Origin of the sequence: Curtobacterium sp. MCBA15_008 (assembly GCF_001865065.1) — a bacterium.
In the GTDB taxonomy this organism is placed as follows: Bacteria; Actinomycetota; Actinomycetes; order Actinomycetales; family Microbacteriaceae; genus Curtobacterium.
Genome location: NZ_MJGN01000024.1, coordinates 23,828 through 47,064 on the forward strand (window position 1 = coordinate 23,828; position 23,237 = coordinate 47,064).

Genomic DNA, 23,237 nt, shown 5'->3' on the forward strand with positions numbered 1-23,237 from the left:
ACGTTCGTGATCGACCGACCGGACTCCCCGACAGCGCCCGACCCGATGGTGCGCTGGTCCGGACGGAACGAAGGACTGTCATGCCCGATCTGCATGACGGCGCTCCCGCGCGCCGTCGACAGTGGGGTTCCGAGCGGCGTACCCACCCGCTCGACACCCTGCACGAACGCCCGTCCGACCGGAAGCTCGTCTCCGGCCGCGTCGCGATCATCCTGACGATCGCCTTCTGGCTGGCGTACGTCGTCTACACCGTCATCCGCCAGTTCCTGGACTACGGCGCCGAGAGCTTCCGCTTCACCACCGAGGCCGTCTCGTACCTGGTGGTCGTCACCTTCCTGACCTTCTCCGCCCTCATGCACCTGGTCGCCCGCCAGGGTGCGATGGAGCGGTTCGCCACCCACGTCCGCGTCCCGCGCGCCGAGCTCGACCGGCACTTCGCCGAGGGGCACGAGTCGCCGATGACCGTCCTCGTGCCGAGCTACGCCGAGGAGCCCGACGTCGTCGCCACCACGCTGTGGTCCGCCGCGCTGCAGGAGTACCCCTCGCTGCGCGTGGTGCTGCTCGTCGACGACGCCCCGTTCCCGACCGACCCGGAGACCCTCGACAAGCTCGAGCGGACCCGTGCCGTCGCGACGACGATCCAGAACCAGCTCGCCGCCCCGTCGCAGCGCTTCCAGGAGGCCCTGCTCTCGGCCGAGGTCGAAGCCGCCGCGGCTCCCATGGCGAGCGTCGACGGTCTCCGCAACCTCGTCGAGCACCACCGCTGGGCCGACGCGTGGCTCCGCCGGCACGCCCGTGAGCACGAGGTCCGCGACCACGTCGACCACTTCTTCCACGACCAGGTCCTGGTCGGGCTCGCCGACGAGTTCCGCCTGACCTCCGAGGCGCTCGAGGCCGCGATCGTCGACGCCGTCGACGCCGGCGAGTCCTTCACCGAGGTGACGAGCGCCCGCGCCCTCGAGCTGCAGCGCCGTCTGGCGTGGACGTTCACCGCCGAGATCACGACGTTCGAGCGGAAGCGGTACGCGAACCTCTCCGACGAGGCGAACAAGGCGATGAACCTCAACGCGTACATCGGGCTGCTCGGCGGCGCGTACGCGTTCGAGGAGACCGCCTCGGGCACCATCCTCCGGACCGTCGCCGACCCCGCCGACGCCGACCTGGTCGTCCCCGCGTCGGACTACGTCCTGACGCTCGACGCCGACTCGGTGCTCCTCCGCGACTACTGCCTGCGCCTGGTCTACTTCCTCGAGCAGCCGGAGAACGCCCGCGTCGCCGTGACGCAGACGCCGTACTCGTCCTTCCGCGGCGCGGCCACCCGCATCGAGCGCCTGGCCGGTGCCACCACGGACATCCAGCACATCCTCCACCAGGGCATGTCCCGCCACAACGCGACCTTCTGGGTCGGCGCGAACGCGGTCATCCGCACCCGTGCGCTCCGCGACATCGAGGAAGTCGAGACCGTCGGCGGCTTCGAGGTGAAGCGCTACGTGCAGGACCGGACCGTCATCGAGGACACCGAGTCGAGCGTCGACCTCGGGATGCACGGCTGGACCCTCGTCAACTACCCGGAGCGCCTGTCCTACAGCGCCACCCCGCCGGACTTCGGCTCGCTCATCGTCCAGCGTCGCCGCTGGGCGAACGGAGGCCTGCTCATCCTGCCGAAGTACATCCGCCAGGTCCGGGAGCGTCGTGCCCGCGGCGAGCGGGTCGGCATCGTCGAGATGTCCCTCCGCGTCAACTACATGGCCTCCATCGCGTGGGCGTCGTTCGGCCTGATCTTCCTGCTGGCCTACCCGTACGACTCGCGGCTGCTCAGCCCGATGGTGCTCCTCGCCGCACTGCCGTACTTCTGGCTGCTGTCGAGCGACCTGAAGTACTGCGGCTACAAGCGCACCGACGTGTTCCGCATCTACGGCTTCAACCTCATCCTCATGCCGGTGAACGTCGCCGGTGTCCTGAAGAGCATCCAGCAGGCACTCACGGCGAAGAAGATCCCGTTCGCCCGCACGCCGAAGGTCCGCGACCGCACCGCCTCGCCGGCGCTGTACGTCCTCGCGCCGTACGCCATGGTCATCTTCTCGGTGTTCACCTTCGCCCGTGACTTCCAGGCGCAGAACTGGGGCAACGCCGTGTTCGCGGCCTTCAACGCCCTGCTCGCCATGTACGCGATCATCGCCTACATCGGCATCTGGAACTCGGTCGTCGACGTGTGGCTCTGGGCCACGAAGTGGATGTACTACAGCCCGGCGACGCGCGCCGCGAAGCGTGAGGCAGCCCGTCTCGCGCACGCGGACCGGAAGCGTGCCCGCAAGGGGCTGCTGCCCGAACCCGAGCCGGTCACCGAGGACTGGCGCGCCGTCCTCTACTTCGGCCACCGCGGCAAGACCATGCCGGTCCGCCACCACGCCGACGTCGTCGGAGCGGGGACGCGCACCGTCGCGACCGCCACCGCGACGGGGACCGCAACGTCCGAGAACAACGAGAAGAGCGCCGCCTGATGTCCGCCACCAGACGCCTGTCCCCGATCCGCGTCGGCATCGCCGTCGTCCTGACCGCGGCCCTCGCCGCCGCCGGCTACGTCGGCTTCGACCGCTGGCAGTCGGCGCAGGCCGCCGAGACCCAGCAGTCCTGGTTCGCCGCGTACACCGACGTGACCGCCACCCCGACCTTCGCCTTCGAGGACGTCAAGTCCGCCAAGGGCCGCGACGTCATGCTGTCCTTCGTGGTCGCCGACCACGACGCCGCCTGCACCCCGACCTGGGGCTCGTACTACTCGCTGCAGGGCGCGTCGGACCAGCTCGACCTCGACCGTCGCATCGCCCGACTGCAGCAGCAGAAGGGCGAGGTCGGCGTCTCGTTCGGCGGCCTGTCGAACGACGAACTCGCCACGACCTGCACGGACGCCTCCGATCTGGTGAAGGCGTACGACACGGTCGTGCAGCGGTACGACGTCTCCACCGTCGACTTCGACGTCGAGGGTGACGACCTGACGAACCACGCCGCGGGGGAGCGCCGCGCCGCCGCCGTGAAGACGCTGCAGGACCAGCGCCGCGCCGCCGGGCACCCGCTCGCCGTGTGGCTGACGCTGCCCGCCGCCCCGTCCGGGCTGACGAGCGACGGCACCACCGCGGTGGCGCAGTTCCTGAAGGCCGGGGTCGACCTCGCCGGCGTGAACGCGATGACGATGGACTACGGGCAGGGGAAGGGCGCGAGCCAGAGCATGTACTCCGCCTCGGTCCAGACCCTGCAGCAGGTCCAGCGCCAGCTCGGCGTGCTGTACAAGCGGGCCGGTACCCCGCTCGGCGACGCCTCGCTCTGGCGCAAGGTCGGCGCGACCCCGATGATCGGGCAGAACGACATCCAGGACGAGGTCTTCACCCTGGCCGACGCGAAGAAGCTGAACGCCTGGGCGCGCGAGCACGGCCTCGGCCGGATGTCGATGTGGTCACTCAACCGCGACACCACGTGCGGCTCGAACTACGTGAACCTCTCGACCGTCTCGAACTCCTGCTCGGGCGTCGACCAGGACGGCGTCCTGTTCGCCGACGTCCTCGGCAAGGGCTTCACCGGCGGGATCGTCGCGGCCGCGTCGGACGTCACGAAGGCGGAGCCCTCCGCCACGGTGCAGCCGACCGACGACCCCTCCACCAGTCCGTACCCGGTGTGGAGCCCGGACGCCTCGTACCTCGAGGGCACGAAGGTCGTCTGGCACCGGAACGTCTACGAGTCCAAGTGGTGGACCTCCGGCGACCTGCCGGACGACCCGGTGCTCAGCGCCTACGAGACGCCGTGGCAGCTCGTCGGACCGGTCCTGAAGGGCGAGAAGCCGGTGCAGCAGCTCACCCTGCCGAGCGGCACCTACGACGCCTGGTCCGGCACGAAGCAGTACGACACCGGCGAACGGGTCCTCTTCGACGGGATCCCGTACCAGTCGAAGTGGTGGAACACGGGGGAGAGCCCCGAGGCCTCCACCAGCGATCCGGACGGCTCGCCCTGGGTGCAGCTCAAGGACTCCGAGATCAAGCAGATCCTCGAGGACGTGGAGTCCGGCAAGGCCGCACCGACGGCTGACGCGACCCCGTCGTCCTGAGTCTCGTCCGATCCGGACTGGAGGCGCGGTGCCAGCTGGCACCGCGCCTCCCGTCCGCCTCCGCCGCGTTTTCGGTACGTTCGCTGTGCGCGTGCTCCGTTCTCGTCCCCAACCCCGTTCGGGGCTCCCGCGGAGTCACTCGTTTCCGATACGCTGGTGCGCCAAGAGGAGGAGGTCCACGATGCCAGAACCAGTGGTCCCGCAGCCGGACGGTCAGAAGACCCCTGAGCAGCGGCTGGTCGACACCACACTGACCTTCAGCATGGACATGGGAGCGGCCCTGACGGCCGAGTCCGGTGTCTCGGCGGAAGAGCGTGAGGCGGTCAACGCCCTGCCCTCGGGTTCCGCGTTGCTCGTGGTCCGTCGTGGTCCGAACGTCGGTGCTCGCTTCCTGCTCGACTCGGACGTCACGACGGCCGGTCGACACCCCGACGCCGACATCTTCCTCGACGACGTCACCGTGTCGCGCAAGCACGCGCAGTTCCTCCGTCACGGCACCAGCTTCACCGTCAAGGACAACGGGTCGCTCAACGGCACCTACTTCGACGGCGCCCGCATCGACGAAGCACTGCTCACCGACGGGTCCGAGGTGCAGGTCGGCAAGTTCCGCCTGACCTTCTACGCGTCGCGGGTCGACCTGGCGCGCCTGGCGAACGCGTAGTGGCCGCACGGTCCGCCGCGGCCCGGGCGGGGGCCGCGGTTCCGGACCTGCTCACCATCGGGCAGGTCCTCGCACGCCTCAAGCCCGAGTTCCCGGACCTGTCGAGTTCCAAGCTGCGCTTCCTCGAGGAGCGCGAGCTGGTCACCCCGATCCGCACCGCGAGCGGCTACCGGAAGTTCTCCGCCGCCGACCTCGAGCGGCTCCGCGTGGTCCTCGGGCTGCAGCGTGACCACTACCTGCCGCTCAAGGTCATCAAGGACTACCTCGCCGACCTCGACGCCGGCCGCGATCCCGTGCTGCCCGGCGGAGGGGACGCCCCGAAGCCGTCGATCCTCGGGCGTGAGCGCCGCTACACCCGCGACGAGACCGTGCGGGCGGCGGGCGCGACCCCGATGCTCCTCGCCGACGCGGTGTCCGCCTCGCTCCTGCCCGCCGCCGACACCTACGGCGAGGACGGCGTGACGGTGTTGAAAGCCCTCGTCGAACTGCAGCGCACCGGCATCGAGCCGCGGCACCTCCGCACGATGCGGAGCGTCGCCGAGCGCGAGGTCGGCCTCATCGAGTCGGCGCTCATGCCGGTCTCCCGGCGCGGCGACGCGACCTCGCGGGCGAAGGCGACCGAGCTGGCGCGTGAGATCGCGGGCCACCTCGAGGTGATCCGCTCGAACCTCATCCGGACGGCGATCGGGCGTCTCGACGCATGACTTCCGTCGTCCTGCGGGCTGGTGGGCTGTCGGTCCTCGGGCGTATCCTCGACACGCCGGACGCGCCGAGTCGGATGTCCCGCGTCGGGGGCGTCGAAGTCGCTACCGTGGACCTCGGCACAACTCTCAACCCGTCGTTGAAGCTTCGGGAGAGGGCTCGATCGTCCTGGAAGGCAGTCCAATGAGTGGGAACGAAACCCCCGGTACCCCGTCAGACATGACGCGGTACGACCTCGGGTTGCTCTTCACCGACGGTCTGCCCGAGCACGACGAGCAGAACGGCTACCGCGGCACCGTCGCTGCCAAGGCCGCCGGCATCTCGTACCGCCAGCTCGACTACTGGGCCCGCACCGAACTCGTCGAGCCCACGATCCGCGGGGCCGCCGGCTCCGGGTCGCAGCGGCTCTACGGCTTCCGCGACATCCTCGTGCTCAAGCTCGTGAAGCGACTCCTCGACACCGGCATCTCGCTCCAGCAGATCCGCACCGCGGTGAACCAGCTCCGCGAGTCGGGCGTGTCCGACCTCGCCCAGACGACGCTGATGTCCGACGGTGCCTCGGTGTACCTGTGCACCTCCGACGACGAGGTCATCGACCTGGTGTCCCGCGGCCAGGGTGTCTTCGGCATCGCGGTGGGCAAGGTCCTGCGCGAGGTCGAGAGCTCGCTCGTCGAACTCGACGCCACCCCGGCGGCCGACCCCGACGACGAGCTGGCCGCGCGCCGGGCGTCCCGCGCTTCGTAGGGCGCCGCACGCCGCGCGCTCCGCTCGCCGCGCGCTCCGCTCGCGCTGAAGTCGCACTCTCGGGCACCGACCGCACACGGCCGCGCGCCGAAGTGCGATCTCGCCGAGACGTGCGGAGCCGGAGCCGCTGCCTGGCGCTGCCTGGCGCCGCTGGCGCCGCCGGCGCGCGCTTGCCCGGTGAGATCGCACTTTCGGGCGCCGACCGCGCGCGGCCGTGCGCCGAACTGCGATCTCGCCGCCCGGCGCGTGCCGCGCGGCGTCGACGCGTGCTGGCACCGGTGAGATCGCAGTTCGGCGCGTAGGACGCCGGGGCGAGCGCGCGGAAGTGCGATCTCGACCAGACGCGCGGCGCGCCGAGCGCGCGGAGCGCGCCGAGCGCGCCGAGCGCGAGCGCGCGGAGCGCCTAGGCCGCGCCGCCCTCGGCGTAGGGGCCGATCTTGCCCGTGCGCATGATGCGCTCGAGCAGCTGGTCGAAGTTGCGCGCCATCTCCTGCGCGGACTCGCCAGGCCACACGTGCAGGGGCTTCGCCGCACCCTGCGCCTGCTGCAGCGACGTGCGCTCGGGCAGCTGCGGGGAGAGCACGAGCGGGCCGAACATGTCCCGGAGCTCCTTGATGCGGAACTGGTGCTCGAGGGACTGCACGCGAGCACGGTTCACGATGATGCCGAGGGGCTGCAGGCGGGGGGAGAGACCGCGGCGGATCTCCTCGATCGCGCGGAGGGCGCGGTCGGCGGCGGCCACGGAGAACAGCCCCGGCTCGGTGACGACGGTCACGCGGTCCGATGCGGCCCACGCGGTGCGGGTGAGGGCGTTGAGCGACGGAGCACAGTCGATGAGGACGAGCTCGTAGTCCTGCTCGACGTTGGCCAGGGCCTCTTCGAGCTTCCAGATGTCGCGGATGGACGGGTGCGGCCCGTCGAAGTTGATCGCCGAGGGGGAGCCGACCATGACGTCGATCTTCCCCTGGGAGCCCTTCGTCCAGCCGGACGGGGCGATCGCCTGGCGGACGATCTTCTCCTTCGGGTTCTCGAGGACGTCGGCGACGTTGAGGTGTCCGGAGATGTTGATGTCGAGCCCCGTCGAGACGTCCGACTGCGGGTCGAGATCCACCACCAGCGTGCGCAGTCCCTTGGCGAACGCGGCCGAAGTCAGGCCGAGCGTCACCGTCGTCTTGCCGACACCACCCTTGAGGGAGCTCACGCTGAGTACATGCACGGTGAGCAACGTTACCGCCACTAGGGTTGTCTCACCTCAACCCGGGCTGAAAGGGACCTCGTGTTCAGCAAGATCCTGGTCGCCAATCGTGGCGAGATCGCGATCCGCGCATTCCGCGCGGCGTACGAACTCGGTGCCCGCACCGTGGCCGTCTACCCCTACGAGGACCGGAACTCGCTGCACCGTCTGAAGGCGGACGAGGCGTACCTGATCGGGGAGCGAGGCCACCCGGTCCGGGCGTACCTCGATGTCTCCGAGATCGTGCGCGTGGCGCAGGAGTCCGGTGCCGACGCGATCTACCCGGGGTACGGATTCCTGTCCGAGAACCCGGAACTCGCCGCCGCGGCCGCCGCAGCGGGCATCACGTTCATCGGCCCCGGCGAGCACGTGCTCGAGATGGCGGGCAACAAGGTCACCGCGAAGGAGCACGCGATCGCGGCCGGCGTGCCGGTCCTCGCGAGCACCCCGGCGAGTCGCGACATCGACGAGCTCATCGACGGCGCCGATGCTATCGGGTTTCCGGTGTTCGCGAAGGCCGTCGCCGGTGGTGGCGGGCGTGGCATGCGCCGTGTCGAGACGAAGCCCGAGCTGCGCGCGGCCCTCGAAGAGGCGATGCGCGAAGCCGACAGCGCGTTCGGCGACCCGACGATGTTCCTCGAGCAGGCCGTCATCCGTCCGCGGCACATCGAGGTGCAGATCCTCGCCGACGCCACCGGCACCGACGCGGGCACGATCCACCTGTTCGAGCGGGACTGCTCGGTGCAGCGGCGCAACCAGAAGGTCGTCGAGATCGCGCCGGCGCCGAACCTCGACCCCGCGATCGCGCAGGCGCTGCACCGCGACGCCGTCGCCTTCGCCCGGTCGATCGGCTACGTGAACGCCGGCACGGTCGAGTTCCTCCTCGACACCGAGGGCGAGCGTGAGGGCCAGCACGTCTTCATCGAGATGAACCCGCGCATCCAGGTCGAGCACACCGTCACCGAAGAGGTCACGGACGTCGACCTGGTGCAGTCGCAGATGCGCATCGCCGCGGGGCAGACCCTCGCCGAGCTCGGCCTGACGCAGGACGCCGTCCGGGTGCACGGCGCCGCGCTGCAGACCCGCATCACGACCGAGGACCCGACGCAGGGCTTCCGTCCGGACACCGGGCGCATCACCACCTACCGCAGCCCCGGCGGCGCGGGCGTCCGGCTCGACGGCGGCACGGTCGCCACCGGCGCCCAGATCAGCCCGCACTTCGACTCGATGCTCGCGAAGATGACCTGCCGCGGGCGGGACTTCCCGGCGGCGGTCGCCCGGGCGAAGCGCGCCCTCGCCGAGTTCCGCATCCGGGGCGTGTCGACGAACATCCCGTTCCTGCAGGCCGTCCTCGAGGACCCCGACTTCGCCCGCGGCGACGTGTCGACGAAGTTCATCGAGGAGCGTCCGCAGCTGTTCAGCGGCCACGTCTCGAAGGACCGCGGCACGAAGGTGCTCAACTGGCTCGCCGACGTCACGGTGAACAAGCCGAACGGCGAGCGACGCCCGCAGACGGTCGAGCCGAGCGAGAAGCTCCCGGCGATCGACCTGACCACTCCGGTGCCGTCCGGGCAGCGCGACCTGCTGCGCGAGGTCGGACCGGCGGCGTGGGCACGAGCCCTCCGCGCCCAGACCCCCCTCGCCGTCACCGAGACGACGATGCGCGACGCCCACCAGTCGCTCCTCGCGACCCGGGTCCGGACGAAGGACCTCGTCGCCGTCGCCCCGTACGTCGCCCGGCTCACGCCGCAGCTGCTCAGCGCGGAGGCCTGGGGTGGCGCGACGTACGACGTCGCCCTCCGCTTCCTCGGCGAGGACCCGTGGGAGCGCCTGGCGTCCCTGCGCGAGGCGATGCCGAACATCCCGATCCAGATGCTCCTGCGTGGCCGGAACACCGTCGGGTACACGCCGTACCCGACCGAGGTCACCGACGCCTTCGTCGACGAGGCGGCGCGGAGCGGGGTCGACGTGTTCCGCGTGTTCGACGCCCTCAACGACGTCAGCCAGCTCCGTCCCGCGCTCGAGGCCGTGCTCGCGACCGGCACCGCCGTCGCCGAGGGCGCGATCTGCTACACCGCCGACCTGCTCGACCCGGCAGAGGACCTCTACACGCTCGACTACTACCTCCGCCTGGCCGAGCAGATGGTCGAGGCCGGCGCCCACGTCATCGGCATCAAGGACATGGCCGGGCTCCTCCGTGCCGGCGCGGCCGAGCGGCTCGTCGCCGCGCTCCGCGAGCGGTTCGACCAGCCGGTCCACGTGCACACCCACGACACCGCCGGCGGGCAGCTCGCGACCTTGCTGGCCGCCGCGCGTGCCGGTGCCGACGCGGTGGACGTCGCGGCCGCACCGATGGCCGGCACGACGAGCCAGCCGAGCATGTCCGCCCTCGTCGCCGCCCTGGCGCACACCGAGCGTGACACCGGTCTCTCGCTGACCGCCTGCGGCGACCTCGAGCCCTACTGGGAGGCCGTGCGCCGCGCCTACGCCCCGTTCGAGTCCGGCCTTCCGGGTCCGACCGGTCGGGTGTACCAGCACGAGATCCCGGGCGGACAGCTGTCGAACCTCCGCCAGCAGGCGATCTCGCTCGGCCTCGGCGACCGCTTCGAGCAGGTCGAGGACTGGTACGCCGCAGCGAACCGGATCCTCGGCCGTCCGACCAAGGTCACGCCGTCCTCGAAGGTCGTCGGCGATCTCGCGCTGCAGCTCGCCGCCGTCGACGCCGACCCGGTCGACTTCGAGCAGAACCCGCAGAAGTACGACATCCCGGACTCCGTCGTCGGTTTCATGGCCGGCGAGCTCGGCGACCTGCCCGGCGGCTGGCCCGAGCCCTTCCGGTCGAAGGTGCTCGAGGGGCGGAACACCACCCCGACCATCACGGCCGTCCCCGACGACGAGCGGGCAAACCTCACGAAGACGGGCCCGGAACGGCAGCACGCCCTCAACCGTCTGCTCTTCCCGCAGCCGACGCAGCAGTTCGAGGCCGTCCGCGAGCAGTACGGCGACCTGTCGGTCGTCCCGACCGTCGACTACCTGTACGGTCTGCGTCCCGGGCAGGAGCACACCGTGCCGCTCGGCAAGGGCGTGAACCTGTTCGTCGGGCTCGAGGCGATCGGCGAGGTGGACGACAAGGGCATCCGCACCGTCATGGCGACGATGAACGGGCAGCTCCGCCCGGTCTCCGTCCGTGACCGGTCGGTCGAGGTCGAGACGAAGGCCGCCGAGCGCGCGGACAAGTCCGACCCGAAGCACGTCCCGGCGCCGTTCTCCGGTGTCGTGACGCTCAAGGTCGCCGTCGGTGACGTCGTCGAGGCCGGGCAGGCCGTGGCGAGCATCGAGGCGATGAAGATGGAAGCGGCCATCACGGCACCCGTCGCGGGCACCGTCGGCCGTCTCGCGATCCCGGTGACCCAGCAGGTGGACGCCGGAGACCTCCTGGTGGTGCTGCAGTAACGTGACCGTCCGTCCCATCCGCCTGTTCGGCGATCCCGTCCTCCGCTCGCCCGCCGACCCGGTCCGACCCGAAGCCCTCGGGACCCCCGGGATCCGTGACCTCGTGCAGGACCTGCTCGACACCGTCAAGGAGCCCGGCCGCGCCGGTGTGGCCGCACCCCAGATCGGGGTCGGACTCCGCGCGTTCTCCTACAACGTCGACGGTGCGGTCGGCTACGTCATCAACCCCGAGATCGTCGAGGTCTCGGGGGAGCCGGAACTCATGGACGAGGGCTGTCTCTCGGTCCCCGGTCTGGCGTACCCGACCCGCCGCCACCCCTTCGCGAAGGTGCGCGGCGTGGACGTCGACGGCGCCGAGGTCGTGCTCGAGGGCACCGGCCTGATGGCGGAGGCCCTGCAGCACGAGGTCGACCACCTCGACGGCACGGTGTACGTCATGACGCTCGACCCGGAGGTGCGTCGCCAGGCGCTCCGCGACATCCGCGAACAGGACTGGTTCCACTAGACGCCGGACCGACGGCGCCCGTCCACACAGCCCGGGCCCGTCGCCCGTCCAAACGGCCCCGGGCCTGTGCACGAACACAGTTCCGTTCGCGTGCCGTGAACCCCGCTGTGACACCCCTTCGTGGGATTGTCGCTTCGTCCTGACAAGGAGGTACCGTGCTCCTGTCGGCCTCCCACTGGCACCCTCCCACAGGCACCCCCACCTCCCCAGGATCCCCGCATGACCAGTCAGAACGACGAGCTCAGCTCGCACCGCACCCGCACCAACCGTCGTCCCGCCGAAGCGCCCGTCGTGACCGCCTCGGTCGCCGTGCTCGACGCCCCGCAGACGGAGCAGTCCGCGGAGGCCTGAGCGCACGGCGCACGCCACGGTGCGGACCCGACAGCGGGTCGCGCCCTGCGCGCAGACGCAATGCACTGGAGGCCCGGTGCCGGTCCCACGGACCGGCACCGGGCCTCCAGTGCGTCGCGTCTCGGGCCTACGCTCGGTTGCGCCGTCGGGTCTCGACCACGGGGGTGGCCGTGGTCTGCACCTTCGAGCCGGAGTAGATGTGCTCGACGTCGGCGGCGAAGTCCTTCATGACGACCGGTCGCTTGATCGTGAGCTTCGGCGTGAGGTGACCGGACGCCTCCGTGAGCTCGGTGTCGAGGATGGTGAACGACCGCACCGACTCGGCGCGTGAGACGCGCTGATTCGCGGCGTCGATCGCCTCCTGCACGGCCTCGTGCACCCGCTCGTCGTAGGCGGCCTCGCGGGGGGAGAGCGCCGGGGTGATGCCGCGCGCCTCGCACCAGCCGGGCAGCATCTCGCGGTCGAGCGTGACGAGAGCAGCGACGAACGGCTTGCCCTCGCCGACGACGACCACCTGGCCGATGACGGGGTGCTCGCGGATGCCGTCCTCGAGGGGCGCCGGAGCGACGTTCTTGCCGCTGGCGGTGACGATGAGCTCCTTGGCGCGACCGGTGACGGTGAGGATGCCGTCGCCGTCGAGCCGGCCGAGGTCGCCGGTGCGGAACCAGCCGTCGACGAGGGCCTTGCCGGTCGCCTCGTCGTTCCGCCAGTACCGGTCGAAGACGTCCACGCCGCGGATGAGGATCTCGCCGTCGTCGGCGATCCGGATCTCGATGCCAGGGAGCGCCCGGCCGACGCTGCCGATCCGCAGCTCGCCGGCGCGGTTGACCGTCGCCGGGGCCGTCGTCTCGGTGAGGCCGTAGCCCTCGAGGATGAGGACGCCGATCGAGCGGAAGAAGTGCGAGAGCCGCGGGGAGAGCGGCGCCGAACCGCTGATGGCGTAGCGGACGTTGCCGCCGAGCGCGTCGCGGAGCTTCGCGTAGACGAGCTTGTCGAACAGCCGGAACCGCAGCGCGAGGCCGAACGGCACCTTCCCCGTGGCCAGCGCTTCGGAGTGTGCGACGGCGGTGCGGGCGGCGGCTCGGAAGATCCTGCCCTTGCCGCCGAGGTCCGCCTTCTGCTCCGCCGAGTTGTAGATCTTCTCGAAGACGCGCGGCACGGCGAGCAGGAAGGACGGCTTGAAGGTGGACACCGCACGCATGAGGTCCTTGGTGTCCGGCTCGTGGCCGACCAGGACGCCGGCGGAGACGCTCATCGCCGCGATGAAGCGGGCGAACACGTGGGCCATCGGGATGAAGAGGAGCGTGGAGGCGCCGTCGGCGACGACCTCGGGCATGGCCTCGGACGCGCCCTCGACCGTCGCGGTGAAGTTGTCGTGCCGGAGCACGCAGCCCTTCGGCCGGCCGGTCGTGCCAGAGGTGTAGATGATCGTCGCGTCGTCGTGGCCGTGCACGTCGGCGGTGCGGGCGGCGAGTTCGTCGTCGGTGACGTCCTCGCCGAGCCGGATGAGGTCGTCGAGCCCGCCGCCGTCGATCGTCCAGTGCTGCCCGAGGTGCGGCAGGTCGGGCGCGATGGAGGCCACACGGCGCGCGTGCTCCTCTTGTTCGACGACGATCGCCACGGCCTCAGAGTCGGACAGGATGTACCGGACCTGGTCGGGGGAGCTGGTCTCGTAGACCGGGATCGACACGAGCCCGGCGGTCCAGACCGCGAAGTCGACGAGCGTCCACTCGAGGCGGGTGCGGGACAGGATCGCGATGTGCGCCCCGGGTTCGAGCCCGGCGGCGACGAAGCCCTTCGCGATGCCGCGGACCCGTGCGAGGGTCTCGGCGGCGGTGATCGGTGTCCAGGTGTCGCCGTGGCGCTGGGCCAGGATCGGACGGTCCGGTGTCTTCCGCGCCCGGTCGGAGAGCAGTCGCGCGGCTGAGCCGTGGTCGGGTGCGGTGATCGGGGTTGGGTGCCGCTGATCGTTCACGGTGACTCCCTTGTCGGCCGGTTCGATTCGAGGTCGCCTCATCGTCGAGGTGACACCGCCAGCATAGGGCGAACGGCCGTGCGTTCCGTGTGGCCGTGCGGAACCGGTAGGCTCGATGCTCGTGCATGCCATCGGAATCGACATCGGGGGCACCAAGATCGCGGGTGCGGTCGTCACGGAACTGGGCGAGATCCTCGCCGAGGACCGGGTGGCCACCAACGCTGCGGACCCGGACGCCATGCTCGACGACGTGGTCGCGATGGTCTCGCGACTGCGCGCCGCCCACGACGTGCGCGCCGTCGGCGTCGCCGCCCCGGGCTTCATCGACGCCTCGCAGTCGATCGTCTACTACACGCCGAACATCCGGTGGCGGAACGAACCGCTGCGCCAGAAGCTCCAGCAGCGCATCGGTGACCTGCACATCACGGTCGACAACGACGCCAACGCGGCGGGCTGGGCGGAGTTCCGCTTCGGTGCCGGTCGGCTCGTGTCCGACATGACCATGCTGACGATCGGCACCGGCGTCGGTGGCGCGATCGTCACCGAGGACCGGCTCTTCCGCGGCGGCTTCGGCACCGGCGGCGAGATCGGGCACCTCCGCATCGTCCCGAACGGTCTGCCGTGCGGCTGCGGCGCACGCGGCTGCATCGAGCAGTACGGCTCCGGCCGCGCGCTGCAGCGGATGGCGAACGACGTCGCGGACGCCGGCGGGATCGGCCAGGCACTCGCGGACGCCCGCGCGGCGAACGGCGGCGAGCTCGACGGCCACATCGTCGGCGACCTCATCCTCGCCGACGACCCGGGTGCCCTCGCGGCGCTCCGGCGACTCGGCCGGCACCTCGGCGAGGCCTGCGCCTCGCTCTCGGCGGTGCTCGACCCGCAGCTCTTCGTGTTCGGCGGCGGCGTCGCGAGCGCGGGGGACCGGCTGCTCGACCCGATCAAGCAGGCGTACCTCAGCAACCTGCCGGCCCGCGGCTACCACCCGGAGCCGGACTTCGTGATCGCCGAGCTCGTCAACGACGCCGGCGTTGTCGGCGCGGCCGACCTCGCCCGGATCCACGCCCGCACGGCGTAGGGTCGCCGCACCCACCGTCTAGGAGTCGACGATGACCTACTGGCTGCTGAAGAACTTCCTGCTCGGCCCGCTCATCCTCACCCTGTTCCGGCCGTGGGTGGTCGGGCGCGAGTACGTCCCCGCGAAGGGGCCGGTGATCTTCGCGTCGAACCACATCTCCTTCATCGACTCGGTGATCCTGCCCGCGGTGCTCGACCGCCGGGTGTCCTTCCTGGCGAAGAGCGACTACTTCACCGGTCGCGGCCTCAAGGGGTGGGCGACGAAGACGTTCTTCAACGCCATCGGGCAGCTGCCGATCGACCGCTCCGGCGGCAAGGCGTCGGAGGCCTCGCTCCGTGCCGGCCTGCAGGTCCTGGCCCGCGGCGAGCAGCTCGGCATCTACCCCGAGGGCACGCGCAGCCCGGACGGCAAGCTCTACCGCGGCCGGACCGGCATCGCGCGGATGATCCTCGAGGGCCGCGTCACGGTGATCCCGGTCGCCATGGTCGGCACCCGCGAGGTCCAGCAGATCGGGCAGCGGATCCCGAAGTTCAAGCGCGTCGGCGTCGTGTTCGGCAAGCCGCTCGACTTCTCCCGCTTCGAGGGCTTCGAGACCGACCGCTTCATCCTGCGCAGCGTCACCGACGAGGTCATGCACGAGCTCGCCGGGCTGAGCCGCCAGGAGTACATGGACGTCTACGCGACGAGCGTCAAGGAGCGTGCGAGCACCGCGCGGGAGCAGGTCATGCGGGGCAAGGTCACACGGAATGGCCGCGGTACCTCGGCACGTTAGGATTCGAAGGTCCTGGCATCCGCCGGCACGGCCCCGTGGACCCGTCCACGTGACCTTCTCCACCAGAACACCGAGGTAACGCCCTTGTTCGAGTCGACCGACTTCGTCGCCCTGCAGGATCCGGACGTCATCGAGGGCCTCGACTACTGGCGGACGCTCCCGATCAAGCAGCAGCCCACGTGGCCGGACGCCGCCGCGGCCGAGGCCGCCTCGGCGGAGATCGCCACGCTGCCCCCGCTCGTGTTCGCGGGCGAGGTCGACAAGCTCCGCGACCGGCTCGCCGCCGCGGCGCAGGGCAAGGCGTTCCTGCTGCAGGGCGGTGACTGCGCCGAGACCTTCGCCGGCGCCACCGCCGACTCGATCCGCGACCGCGTGAAGACGATCCTGCAGATGGCCGTCGTGCTGACGTACGGCGCCTCGATGCCCGTCATCAAGATGGGCCGCATGGCGGGGCAGTTCGCCAAGCCGCGCTCGAGCGACTTCGAGACCCGCGGCGACGTCACGCTGCCCGCCTACCGCGGCGACATCGTGAACGGCTACGACTTCACGCCGGAGTCCCGCCAGGCCGACCCCCGTCGCCTGGTGCAGGGCTACCACACGGCCGCGTCGACCCTGAACCTGGTCCGCGCCTTCACGCAGGGTGGCTTCGCCGACCTGCGCCAGGTGCACTCGTGGAACAAGGGCTTCGCGTCGAACCCGGCGAACGCCCGCTACGAGCACCTCGCGCAGGAGATCGACCGCGCGATCCGCTTCATGGACGCCTGCGGTGCGGACTTCGACGAGCTGAAGCACGTCGAGTTCTACGCCTCGCACGAGGGGCTGCTCATGGACTACGAGCGCCCGATGACCCGCATCGACTCCCGCTCCGGGATGGCCTACGACACGTCCGGGCACTTCATCTGGATCGGGGAGCGCACCCGCGACCTCGACGGCGCCCACGTCGACTTCCTGTCCCGCGTGCGGAACCCGATCGGCGTGAAGCTCGGCCCGACCACGAGCGTCGACGACATGAAGGCGCTGGTCGACAAGCTCGACCCGAACCGCGAGCCCGGCCGACTGACGTTCATCACCCGCATGGGCGCCGGCAAGATCCGCGACGAGCTGCCCAAGCTGCTCGAGGCGATCAAGGGCATGGACGCGAACCCGCTGTGGGTGACGGACCCGATGCACGGCAACGGTCTGACCACCCCGACCGGCTACAAGACGCGCCGCTTCGACGACGTCGTGGACGAGGTCCTCGGCTTCTTCGAGGCCCACCGCGAGGTCGGTACCTACCCCGGCGGCATGCACGTCGAGCTCACCGGGGACGACGTCACGGAATGCCTGGGCGGGTCGGAGCAGATCGACGAGGCCACCCTCGCGACCCGCTACGAGTCCCTGTGCGACCCGCGGCTGAACCACATGCAGTCGCTCGAGTTGGCGTTCCTCGTTGCCGAGGAGCTCGGCGCGCACCCGTACGTGCGCGCGTAGCGCGCCGCAGCCCTCGCCTCTCGCCCCTCGCGAAAGCGACAGATCCCCGCGGGAATCCCGCGGGGATCTGTCGCTTCGGCGTCCGTGTCCCGCGTGAGATCGCAAGACTGTCGCTTCGGCGCCCCGGATGCGACCGCCGCGGGCCTGGAGGCGCGTGGCGGCCTGGCACCGCGCCTCCCGGCCGCCACGTGGGCACCGCGCGTGCCCCGGCGCTCCGCCGCCCGCCGCCCGCTGCCCAGCGCACGAAAGCGACAGATGGCCCGGAAGGTTCCGCGGCCGACTGTCGCTTCGGCGGCACTGTCGGCGCGCTTCGGCGCGATCTGTCGCTTTCGCGGACCCGGCCCGGGCCCGCCGCGCGAACGCGCCTACTGCTCGTAGGCCAGCGTGATCGTGTCGCCGCGGTGCACCGTCGTGCCCGCCACCGGGTCAGTGGAGGACACCGGCAGGGACGACTTCCAGTCGTAGAAGCCGCAGAGGATGTTCGTGCAGTCGGGCACGACGACCTTCAGGCCGAGCGTGTCGAGCGTCGAGGTCGCCTCGTTGATGGTCTTGCCGTGCACGTCGGGCAGCGTGATCGGCGCGGGGCCCTTCGACACGACGAGGTCGATCGCGGTGCCCTTGACCGCGGGGGAGTCCTGCGGCTTCGCCGAGAGGATCTCGCCCTCGGGCACCTCGTCGCTGAACTTCCCGTCCTGGGCGCCGATGGTCAGGCCGACGGCGTCGAAGGCCTTGGTGGCCTCGTCGACGGTCCCGCCGACCACGTCGGGCACCGGGCCGAGCGACACGGTGAGCGTGACCGGGCCGCGCTCACCGTAGGTGCCGGCCTTGCTGAGGTCGATCGTGGCACCGTCGGTCCCGAGGCCCGTCGCGGCGATGACGGTGTCCTTCGCCGCGTCGGCGGAGAACTGGTACTGGTCGTCCTGCAGCTGGAAGTCGTCGTCGAGCGCGGCGGTGACGGTGGAGAGCGGCTGGCCGACGATCGCGGGGAGTGCGATCATCTTCGGACCGTTCGACACGACGATCTGCACCGCGGTGCCCTTGCGGACCTCGCGCTTCGCCGCGGGCTTCGTGGTCGACACCTGGCCCTTCGCGACGACCGCGTCGAAGCGCGTGGCGGTGGCCTTCGCGGTGCTCAGTCCCTGCGCTTCGAGCAGCTGGCGTGCCTGCGAGACGGACTTGCCGGCGACCTCGGGGATGCGGACGTTGCCCCACGGGCCCGGGCCGAGCGCCCACCCGATCGTGCCGCCCACGATCGCCAGGAAGAGCACGATCGCCAGGACGATCCAGCCGCGCTTCCGGCGCTTGGCGGACTTGTCCGCGAGGCGCTGGCCCGCGGGCGACAGTGCTCCGGGCTGCGAGCCGGTGCGACGGGGACCGGGGACGTTCCGGCTGCCGCGGCCGTTCGGCTGCTGCCCCGAGGAGCGCTGCGCGGGCTCGAGGATCGTGGTGTCGTCGCCGGAGTCCGCCGACGACGGCGCGGTGCCGCCGGCCGGGAGGATCGCGGTGGCGTTCTCGGGGCGCAGCACGGCGGTGCGGTACTGCCCGGTGGCGCGCTGCTGGTTGCCCGCCATGTGGTCGAGCATCTCGCGGGCGTCGCTCGGCCGGTCGTCGGGGTTCCGGGCGGTGGACCAGGCGACGAGGTCGTCGAGCTCGGACGGCACCCCTGGCACCGCGGCGCTCGGCGCGGGCACGGAGTCGTTGGCGTGCTGGTAGGCGATCTGCATCGGCTGCTCGCCCTTGTACGGCTGCTCGCCGGTGAGCATCTCGTAGAGCATGATGCCGAGCGCGTAAATGTCGCTGCGCGAGTCGGCGGCGCCGCGGGTGACGAGCTCGGGGGAGAGGTACGCGATCGTGCCGAGCAGGGCGGCACCGGTGGCGGTGTTCGCCGTCGTGGCGCGAGCGAGGCCGAAGTCACCGAGCTTGATCCGGCCGTCGTCGGCGAGCAGGACGTTCTCCGGCTTGAGGTCGCGGTGCACGATGCCGGCGCGGTGGGCCGAGGCGAGCCCGGCGAGGACGGCGCGGAGGATGTCGGTCGCCTGCTCGGGCGTGAGCGCGTGGTGCTCCTGCAGGAGGTCCCGCAGCGTGATGCCGGGGATGTACTCCATGACGATGTAGGCGGTGTCGTCCTCGGCGCCCTGGTCGTACACGCCGACGAGGTTCGGGTGGGAGAGCCGGGCCGCCGATCGGGCCTCTTGGATGAAGCGCTCCCGGAACGCCTGGTCGTCCGCCAGGTGCCCGTGCATGATCTTGATCGCGACGCGTCGCTCGAGTCGGACGTCGGTCGCGAGGTACACCGTCGCCATGCCCCCGCGCGCGATGCGGGAGCGTACGCGGTACCGGTGATCGATCATGCGACCGATCATCGGATCCGTGGCGGCGTTGGTGGTCATCGGCGGCATTCTACGAATCGGGACTGCACGGACCCGCACTGACGCACCGGTCGTGACCGAATCTCGATCTTGCGGATGACTCGGTTCCGCCGAGCGGCCAGGCGGGAGAGCGACCGCCGAGCGGCCAGGCAGGAGAGCGACCGCCGAGCGGTCGGGCAGACGAGGGACGGCCGAGCGGTCGGGCAGACGAGGGACGGCCGAGCCGCCACACGGCGGCGGTCGGGCTCAGAGCGACGCCAGCAGGCTCTTCGCGGTCGACTCCCACTGCGCGTACGCCTTCGGGTACGCGGACACCTGCACGGCCTGCGCCGCGGCGGTCACGTTCATCGAGGACCAGCCGGCCACGTCGAGCAGCCCGCGGGTCTTGCCCGGGTTGCCCGTGAAGAACAGCTTCGTCGCGGTCGCCGGGTCCTGCAGCGCCGCCGCGGAGCCCCAGCCCTGGCTCGGGCGCTGCTGGAACAGCCCGACCGAGTCGCGGTCGCCGTGGGACAGGTTGCGGAGGCTCGACTCCTGCATCGCCGCGGCCAGCGCGACGACGATCCCGTGGTCGGACACCCCGAGCGATCGGCCGACGGACACGATCGTGGCCGCGTTGCCCCGCTGCTCCGCGGAGAGCGAGGGTCCGGACGACGGCAGGACGAGGGTCTTGCCGGCGTAGATCGTGCTCGTGTAGCTGAGGCCGTTCGCCGACAGGAGCGACGACACGGACACCCCGTGCGCCGCGGCGATCGAGGCGATGGTGTCGCCGGCGCCGATCTTCACGCTGCCGGCCCGTGCGGTCGAGGCCGTCGCCCGCGTTCCGCCGGAGGCTGACGGTGCAGCGGCCGGGGCAGGTGCGGCGGCGGAGCCCGCGGTCGGCACCCGGAGCGTCTGCCCGGGGTAGATCACCGAGCGCATCGAGAGCCTGTTCGCGCTGAGGAGCGCCGTGGTGGACACGCCGACACGGGACGCGATGCCCGACACGGTGTCGCCCTGCTTGACGTGGTAGCTGCCCGTGCTCGACGTCGAGCGCGTCGACGCGGCGCGGACGGCGGGCGTCGACGCGAGGTGCAGCGTCTGGCCCGGGTGGATGATCGTGTTCCAGCCGAGGCCGTTGCGCACCAGGACCTCCTGCGCGGAGAGCCCGAAGCGGGCGGCGATGCCCGACACGGTGTCACCCTGGCGCACGGTGTAGGTGGTGGGGGCCTTCGACGTCGCGGCCACGGTCGTGGCGGTGGTCTGCGACGGGTGGGCGACGGCGGTGCCGAACACCGCGCGGCTGCCGACGTTCCGGTCGGCCAGCGCGTGCTGTGCGACGGTCCGCTCGACGGCACCCTGGTCGACGTGGCGCTTGTGGGCGCTGTCGTCCTCGTGGTGCGGCTCGGCGTGGGCGACCGGACCGGTGAGGCCGGCGGTCACCGCGATCGTCCCCGCGAGGACGATGGGCATGGTGGCGAACCGGGCGGATCGTGCGCGCCGGGCGTCTTCGTCTGCAGCGTTGTCCACGGGTGTCTCCTGTCCCTTGCGGTGAGCCGTGCGCGTGCGTGCGCACTCACAGGTGGTGCAACGCTGGCATGGCGCGATTCCCAAGTCAACCAGAGAGTCAGATGTTGCGCGTGTGACCGATGTGACGAACGTGGCGGTGTGCGTCCTCCCGCGGCTCTGGCAACATGGGGCCTGTGAGTGCTGCACCCGCCGACGACCTGTCCCTCTCCGAGCGCTGGCTGACCGTCCCCGAGCTGGTGGACCTGTTCAGTACCAGCCCCGGCCGGATCCACCGCCTGTTCGAGGAGAAGACCCTCCTCGCCGCCCGCGTCGGCGGTGTGCTCCGGGTGCCGATCGAGTTCCTCGAGGAGCGCGAGCCGATGCCCGAGCTGCGCGGCACGCTCACCGTCCTGAGCGACAACGGCTTCACCGACGACGAGGCCGTCCGCTGGATGCTCTCCGTCGAGGACGCCCTCGGTACCTCGCCCGTCGCCGCGCTGCGCGCCGGCCGCAAGGCCGAGGTGCGTCGCGTGGCGCAGTCGCTGCTCTAGACCGGACCTGCTGACGGACTGGAGGCACGGTGCCGGCTGGCACCGTGCCTCCAGTCCGTGAACGGTTGCGTCTACGCCACGCGACGGCTGACCGTGTCGGCCAGCGCCACGAGCTGCTCGCGCGCCGACGGCGTCAGCGGAGCCGCCTCGATGGCGGCCTTCGCGCGCTGCACGTGCCGGTCGATCGAACGCTCGACCGCGGCCACCGCACCGGACTCGGTGAGGGTCGCGCGGAGCATCTGCACCTGGCCCTCGTCGAGGTCCGGGTCGCCCAGCAGCTCGTCGAGCAGCTGGCGCGGACCGCTCGCGAGCGTCTTCCGCGCGGAGGCGATGAGGACGGTGCGCTTGCCCTCCCGCAGGTCGTCGCCGGCGGGCTTGCCGGTGACCTCCGGGTCGCCGAACACGCCGAGCATGTCGTCGCGGAGCTGGTAGGCCACGCCGAGGGGGAGTCCGAAGGCGCGGAGCCCCTCGAGCTGCGCCTCGGTCGCGCCGGCCACGAGGGCGCCGATGAGCAGGGGAGCCTCGACCGAGTACTTCGCCGACTTGAAGACGATGACGCGCTGGGCCCGGACGAGGTGCTCGGCCTCGTCGATGGACGGCCAGGCGGTCTCCTCGTGCACGTCGAGGTACTGCCCCGCCGTGACGTCGAGCCGCATGGTTTGGAACTCCTGGCGGACGATCCGGCCGCGGGCGGGTTCGAGGAGCGCGAGGCCCTCGTCGAAGACCGCGTCGCTCAGGGAGAGCAGCAGATCGCCGAGCAGCAGGGCCGAGTTCGTGCCGTACAGGCCGCGGTCGCCGACCCAGCCGGACTCCTCGTGCAGGGACTCGAACCGGCGGTGCGCAGCGGGACGCCCGCGGCGGGTGTCCGAGCGGTCCATGATGTCGTCGTGGACGAGCGCCGCGGCGTGGAAGATCTCGAGCGCGGCCGCGACCGTGACGATCGCCTCGGCCGTGGTCTGCCGGGAGCCCTCGGCGAGGGGGTCGAACGAGCCCGACCGACCGGCCACGGACTGCCAGCCCCAGTAGCAGAACAGCGCCCGGAAGCGCTTGCCGCCGGAGAGCAGGTCGCGCGCGTAGGTGTCGAACGGAGCGAGGTCCGGACTGATGGCGGCGAGCCGTTCACGTTGGTCGTCCAGCGCCCGATCGATGCGCGCCGACACGAGGTCCACTAATCGCGTACTCTCAGCCACACTCCCTACCCTAGTGGAGTGGTCGAGTCGTAGACTCGACCCACCTCAACCACGCGTCGATCCCAGGAACAAGAGGGAACACAGATGCCACTCTCGGAGCAAGAGCAGCGACTCCTCGAAGAGATGGAGCGGAGCCTCTACCAGAACGACTCCGACTTCGTGGCGCGCGTCACACGCCGCCAGGGTCGTCCGAGCTACACGTCGATCACCCTCGGGGTGCTCGGTGCACTCGCGGGCGTCGCCATCGTCATCGTCGGGTTGGTCCTCCGCCAGCCGCTCATCGGCATCCTCGGCTTCGTCGTGATGCTCGCCGGTGTCCTCTTCGCCCTCCGACCGGGGATGCGCGCACCGAAGGCGAAGACGCCTCGGTCCGGCGGTCCCGCGTCCGGTGGGGCCTCTCGTCCGAGTTCGGGCGGTGGTGCCGGCGGTGGGTCCTTCATGGACCGCATGAACGACCGCTGGGACAAGCGGAACGACCAGAGCTAGGCGCTCTCCACACTCCTCCACGGGGTCGGTCCTTCGGGACCGGCCCCGTTTTTCGTGCGCCCGGGCCCGGGCCCGGGCCGGGGCCGGCGGGCGCCCGCCCGCCGAGATCGCACTCGGGACG

Annotated in this window: 18 protein-coding genes; 13 read left to right on the top strand and 5 right to left on the bottom strand. The window is 71.1% G+C overall.

Annotated elements, in window-relative coordinates:
* Window positions 1-80 precede the first annotated feature (80 nt).
* From BIU96_RS11695 to BIU96_RS11715, 5 genes are all read left to right on the top strand, one after another.
* A complete protein-coding gene (locus BIU96_RS11695; protein WP_071292792.1) occupies window positions 81-2,501 on the top strand; it encodes a glycosyltransferase family 2 protein in 2,421 nt (806 codons plus the stop codon).
* Window positions 2,501-4,093: a chitinase gene (locus tag BIU96_RS11700; protein ID WP_071292793.1), complete on the top strand. Its 1,593-nt coding sequence runs from the start codon at window positions 2,501-2,503 to the stop codon at window positions 4,091-4,093. The genes BIU96_RS11695 and BIU96_RS11700 overlap by 1 nt, the downstream gene beginning before the upstream one ends.
* A gap of 181 nt (window positions 4,094-4,274) precedes the next feature.
* Window positions 4,275-4,754, top strand: a complete 480-nt coding sequence (locus tag BIU96_RS11705; protein ID WP_071292794.1) for an FHA domain-containing protein — start codon at window positions 4,275-4,277, stop codon at window positions 4,752-4,754.
* Entirely contained in the window at window positions 4,754-5,458 is a 705-nt protein-coding gene (locus tag BIU96_RS11710) for a MerR family transcriptional regulator (protein ID WP_071292795.1), read from the top strand. Before BIU96_RS11705 ends, BIU96_RS11710 begins: the two co-directional genes overlap by 1 nt.
* Before the next feature lie 181 nt (window positions 5,459-5,639).
* Complete coding sequence (locus BIU96_RS11715; protein WP_071292796.1) at window positions 5,640-6,200, top strand: MerR family transcriptional regulator; 561 nt, start codon at window positions 5,640-5,642, stop codon at window positions 6,198-6,200.
* A 403-nt stretch (window positions 6,201-6,603) separates the two neighbouring features.
* Here the strand turns inward: BIU96_RS11715 and BIU96_RS11720 are convergent, their stop codons facing one another.
* On the bottom strand, window positions 6,604-7,416 hold the full coding sequence (locus BIU96_RS11720) for a ParA family protein (protein WP_031262009.1): 813 nt from the start codon (window positions 7,414-7,416) through the stop codon (window positions 6,604-6,606).
* 60 nt (window positions 7,417-7,476) lie between these two features.
* Between BIU96_RS11720 and BIU96_RS11725 the strand changes: the two genes are divergently transcribed.
* The 3 genes from BIU96_RS11725 to BIU96_RS20410 all read left to right on the top strand — a co-directional run bounded on the left by BIU96_RS11725 (window position 7,477) and on the right by BIU96_RS20410 (window position 11,743).
* Window positions 7,477-10,887 carry a pyruvate carboxylase gene (locus BIU96_RS11725; RefSeq protein WP_071292797.1) on the top strand — a complete coding sequence of 1,137 codons (3,411 nt, stop codon included), beginning with the start codon at window positions 7,477-7,479 and terminating at the stop codon, window positions 10,885-10,887.
* A gap of 1 nt (window position 10,888) precedes the next feature.
* Window positions 10,889-11,392, top strand: a complete 504-nt coding sequence (locus BIU96_RS11730) for a peptide deformylase (RefSeq protein ID WP_071292798.1) — start codon at window positions 10,889-10,891, stop codon at window positions 11,390-11,392.
* Between the two features lie 219 nt (window positions 11,393-11,611).
* Window positions 11,612-11,743, top strand: coding sequence for a hypothetical protein (locus BIU96_RS20410; RefSeq protein ID WP_302847727.1), 132 nt, complete (start codon window positions 11,612-11,614; stop codon window positions 11,741-11,743).
* 127 nt (window positions 11,744-11,870) lie between these two features.
* Here the strand turns inward: BIU96_RS20410 and BIU96_RS11735 are convergent, their stop codons facing one another.
* The gene (locus tag BIU96_RS11735) at window positions 11,871-13,718 is read right to left on the bottom strand and encodes a long-chain fatty acid--CoA ligase (RefSeq protein WP_071292799.1); all 1,848 of its coding nucleotides are present in this window, start codon (window positions 13,716-13,718) and stop codon (window positions 11,871-11,873) included.
* A 121-nt stretch (window positions 13,719-13,839) separates the two neighbouring features.
* Here BIU96_RS11735 and BIU96_RS11740 point away from each other — a divergent pair, with 121 nt between their 5' ends.
* From BIU96_RS11740 to BIU96_RS11750, 3 genes are all read left to right on the top strand, one after another.
* Window positions 13,840-14,793 (top strand): ROK family glucokinase, encoded by a 954-nt coding sequence (locus BIU96_RS11740; protein WP_071292809.1) that lies wholly within the window; start codon window positions 13,840-13,842, stop codon window positions 14,791-14,793.
* A 31-nt stretch (window positions 14,794-14,824) separates the two neighbouring features.
* Window positions 14,825-15,565: a 1-acyl-sn-glycerol-3-phosphate acyltransferase gene (locus tag BIU96_RS11745; protein WP_071292800.1), complete on the top strand. Its 741-nt coding sequence runs from the start codon at window positions 14,825-14,827 to the stop codon at window positions 15,563-15,565.
* Window positions 15,566-15,649: 84 nt separating this feature from the next.
* Entirely contained in the window at window positions 15,650-17,035 is a 1,386-nt protein-coding gene (locus BIU96_RS11750) for a class II 3-deoxy-7-phosphoheptulonate synthase (protein WP_071292801.1), read from the top strand.
* A gap of 365 nt (window positions 17,036-17,400) precedes the next feature.
* On the opposite strand, the gene pknB is transcribed toward BIU96_RS11750, so the two are convergent.
* Window positions 17,401-19,425, bottom strand: a complete 2,025-nt coding sequence (gene pknB, locus BIU96_RS11755) for a Stk1 family PASTA domain-containing Ser/Thr kinase (protein ID WP_071292810.1) — start codon at window positions 19,423-19,425, stop codon at window positions 17,401-17,403.
* A 225-nt stretch (window positions 19,426-19,650) separates the two neighbouring features.
* Complete coding sequence (locus BIU96_RS11760) at window positions 19,651-20,910, bottom strand: LysM peptidoglycan-binding domain-containing protein (RefSeq protein ID WP_254786113.1); 1,260 nt, start codon at window positions 20,908-20,910, stop codon at window positions 19,651-19,653.
* Window positions 20,911-21,074: 164 nt separating this feature from the next.
* On the opposite strand from BIU96_RS11760, the gene BIU96_RS11765 reads away from it, so the two are divergent.
* Entirely contained in the window at window positions 21,075-21,440 is a 366-nt protein-coding gene (locus BIU96_RS11765; protein WP_071292802.1) for an Rv2175c family DNA-binding protein, read from the top strand.
* A gap of 71 nt (window positions 21,441-21,511) precedes the next feature.
* Here BIU96_RS11765 and BIU96_RS11770 read toward each other — a convergent pair whose 3' ends face one another.
* On the bottom strand, window positions 21,512-22,630 hold the full coding sequence (locus BIU96_RS11770; RefSeq protein WP_071292803.1) for a polyprenyl synthetase family protein: 1,119 nt from the start codon (window positions 22,628-22,630) through the stop codon (window positions 21,512-21,514).
* A gap of 84 nt (window positions 22,631-22,714) precedes the next feature.
* Here BIU96_RS11770 and BIU96_RS11775 point away from each other — a divergent pair, with 84 nt between their 5' ends.
* A complete protein-coding gene (locus BIU96_RS11775; protein ID WP_071292804.1) occupies window positions 22,715-23,116 on the top strand; it encodes a DUF3040 domain-containing protein in 402 nt (133 codons plus the stop codon).
* The last annotated feature ends 121 nt before the right edge of the window (window positions 23,117-23,237 follow it).

Excerpts from the sequence above, each read along its gene's own strand:
- BIU96_RS11695 (WP_071292792.1), top strand. The coding sequence starts at position 81 with ATGCCCGATCTGCATGACGGCGCTCCCGCGCGCCGTCGACAGTGGGGT.
- BIU96_RS11765 (WP_071292802.1), top strand. The coding sequence starts at position 21,075 with ATGGGGCCTGTGAGTGCTGCACCCGCCGACGACCTGTCCCTCTCCGAG.
- pknB (WP_071292810.1), bottom strand. The coding sequence starts at position 19,425 with ATGACCACCAACGCCGCCACGGATCCGATGATCGGTCGCATGATCGAT.
- BIU96_RS11715 (WP_071292796.1), top strand. The coding sequence starts at position 5,640 with ATGAGTGGGAACGAAACCCCCGGTACCCCGTCAGACATGACGCGGTAC.
- BIU96_RS11705 (WP_071292794.1), top strand. The coding sequence starts at position 4,275 with ATGCCAGAACCAGTGGTCCCGCAGCCGGACGGTCAGAAGACCCCTGAG.
- BIU96_RS11745 (WP_071292800.1), top strand. The coding sequence starts at position 14,825 with ATGACCTACTGGCTGCTGAAGAACTTCCTGCTCGGCCCGCTCATCCTC.
- BIU96_RS20410 (WP_302847727.1), top strand. The coding sequence starts at position 11,612 with ATGACCAGTCAGAACGACGAGCTCAGCTCGCACCGCACCCGCACCAAC.
- BIU96_RS11775 (WP_071292804.1), top strand. The coding sequence starts at position 22,715 with ATGCCACTCTCGGAGCAAGAGCAGCGACTCCTCGAAGAGATGGAGCGG.
- BIU96_RS11700 (WP_071292793.1), top strand. The coding sequence starts at position 2,501 with ATGTCCGCCACCAGACGCCTGTCCCCGATCCGCGTCGGCATCGCCGTC.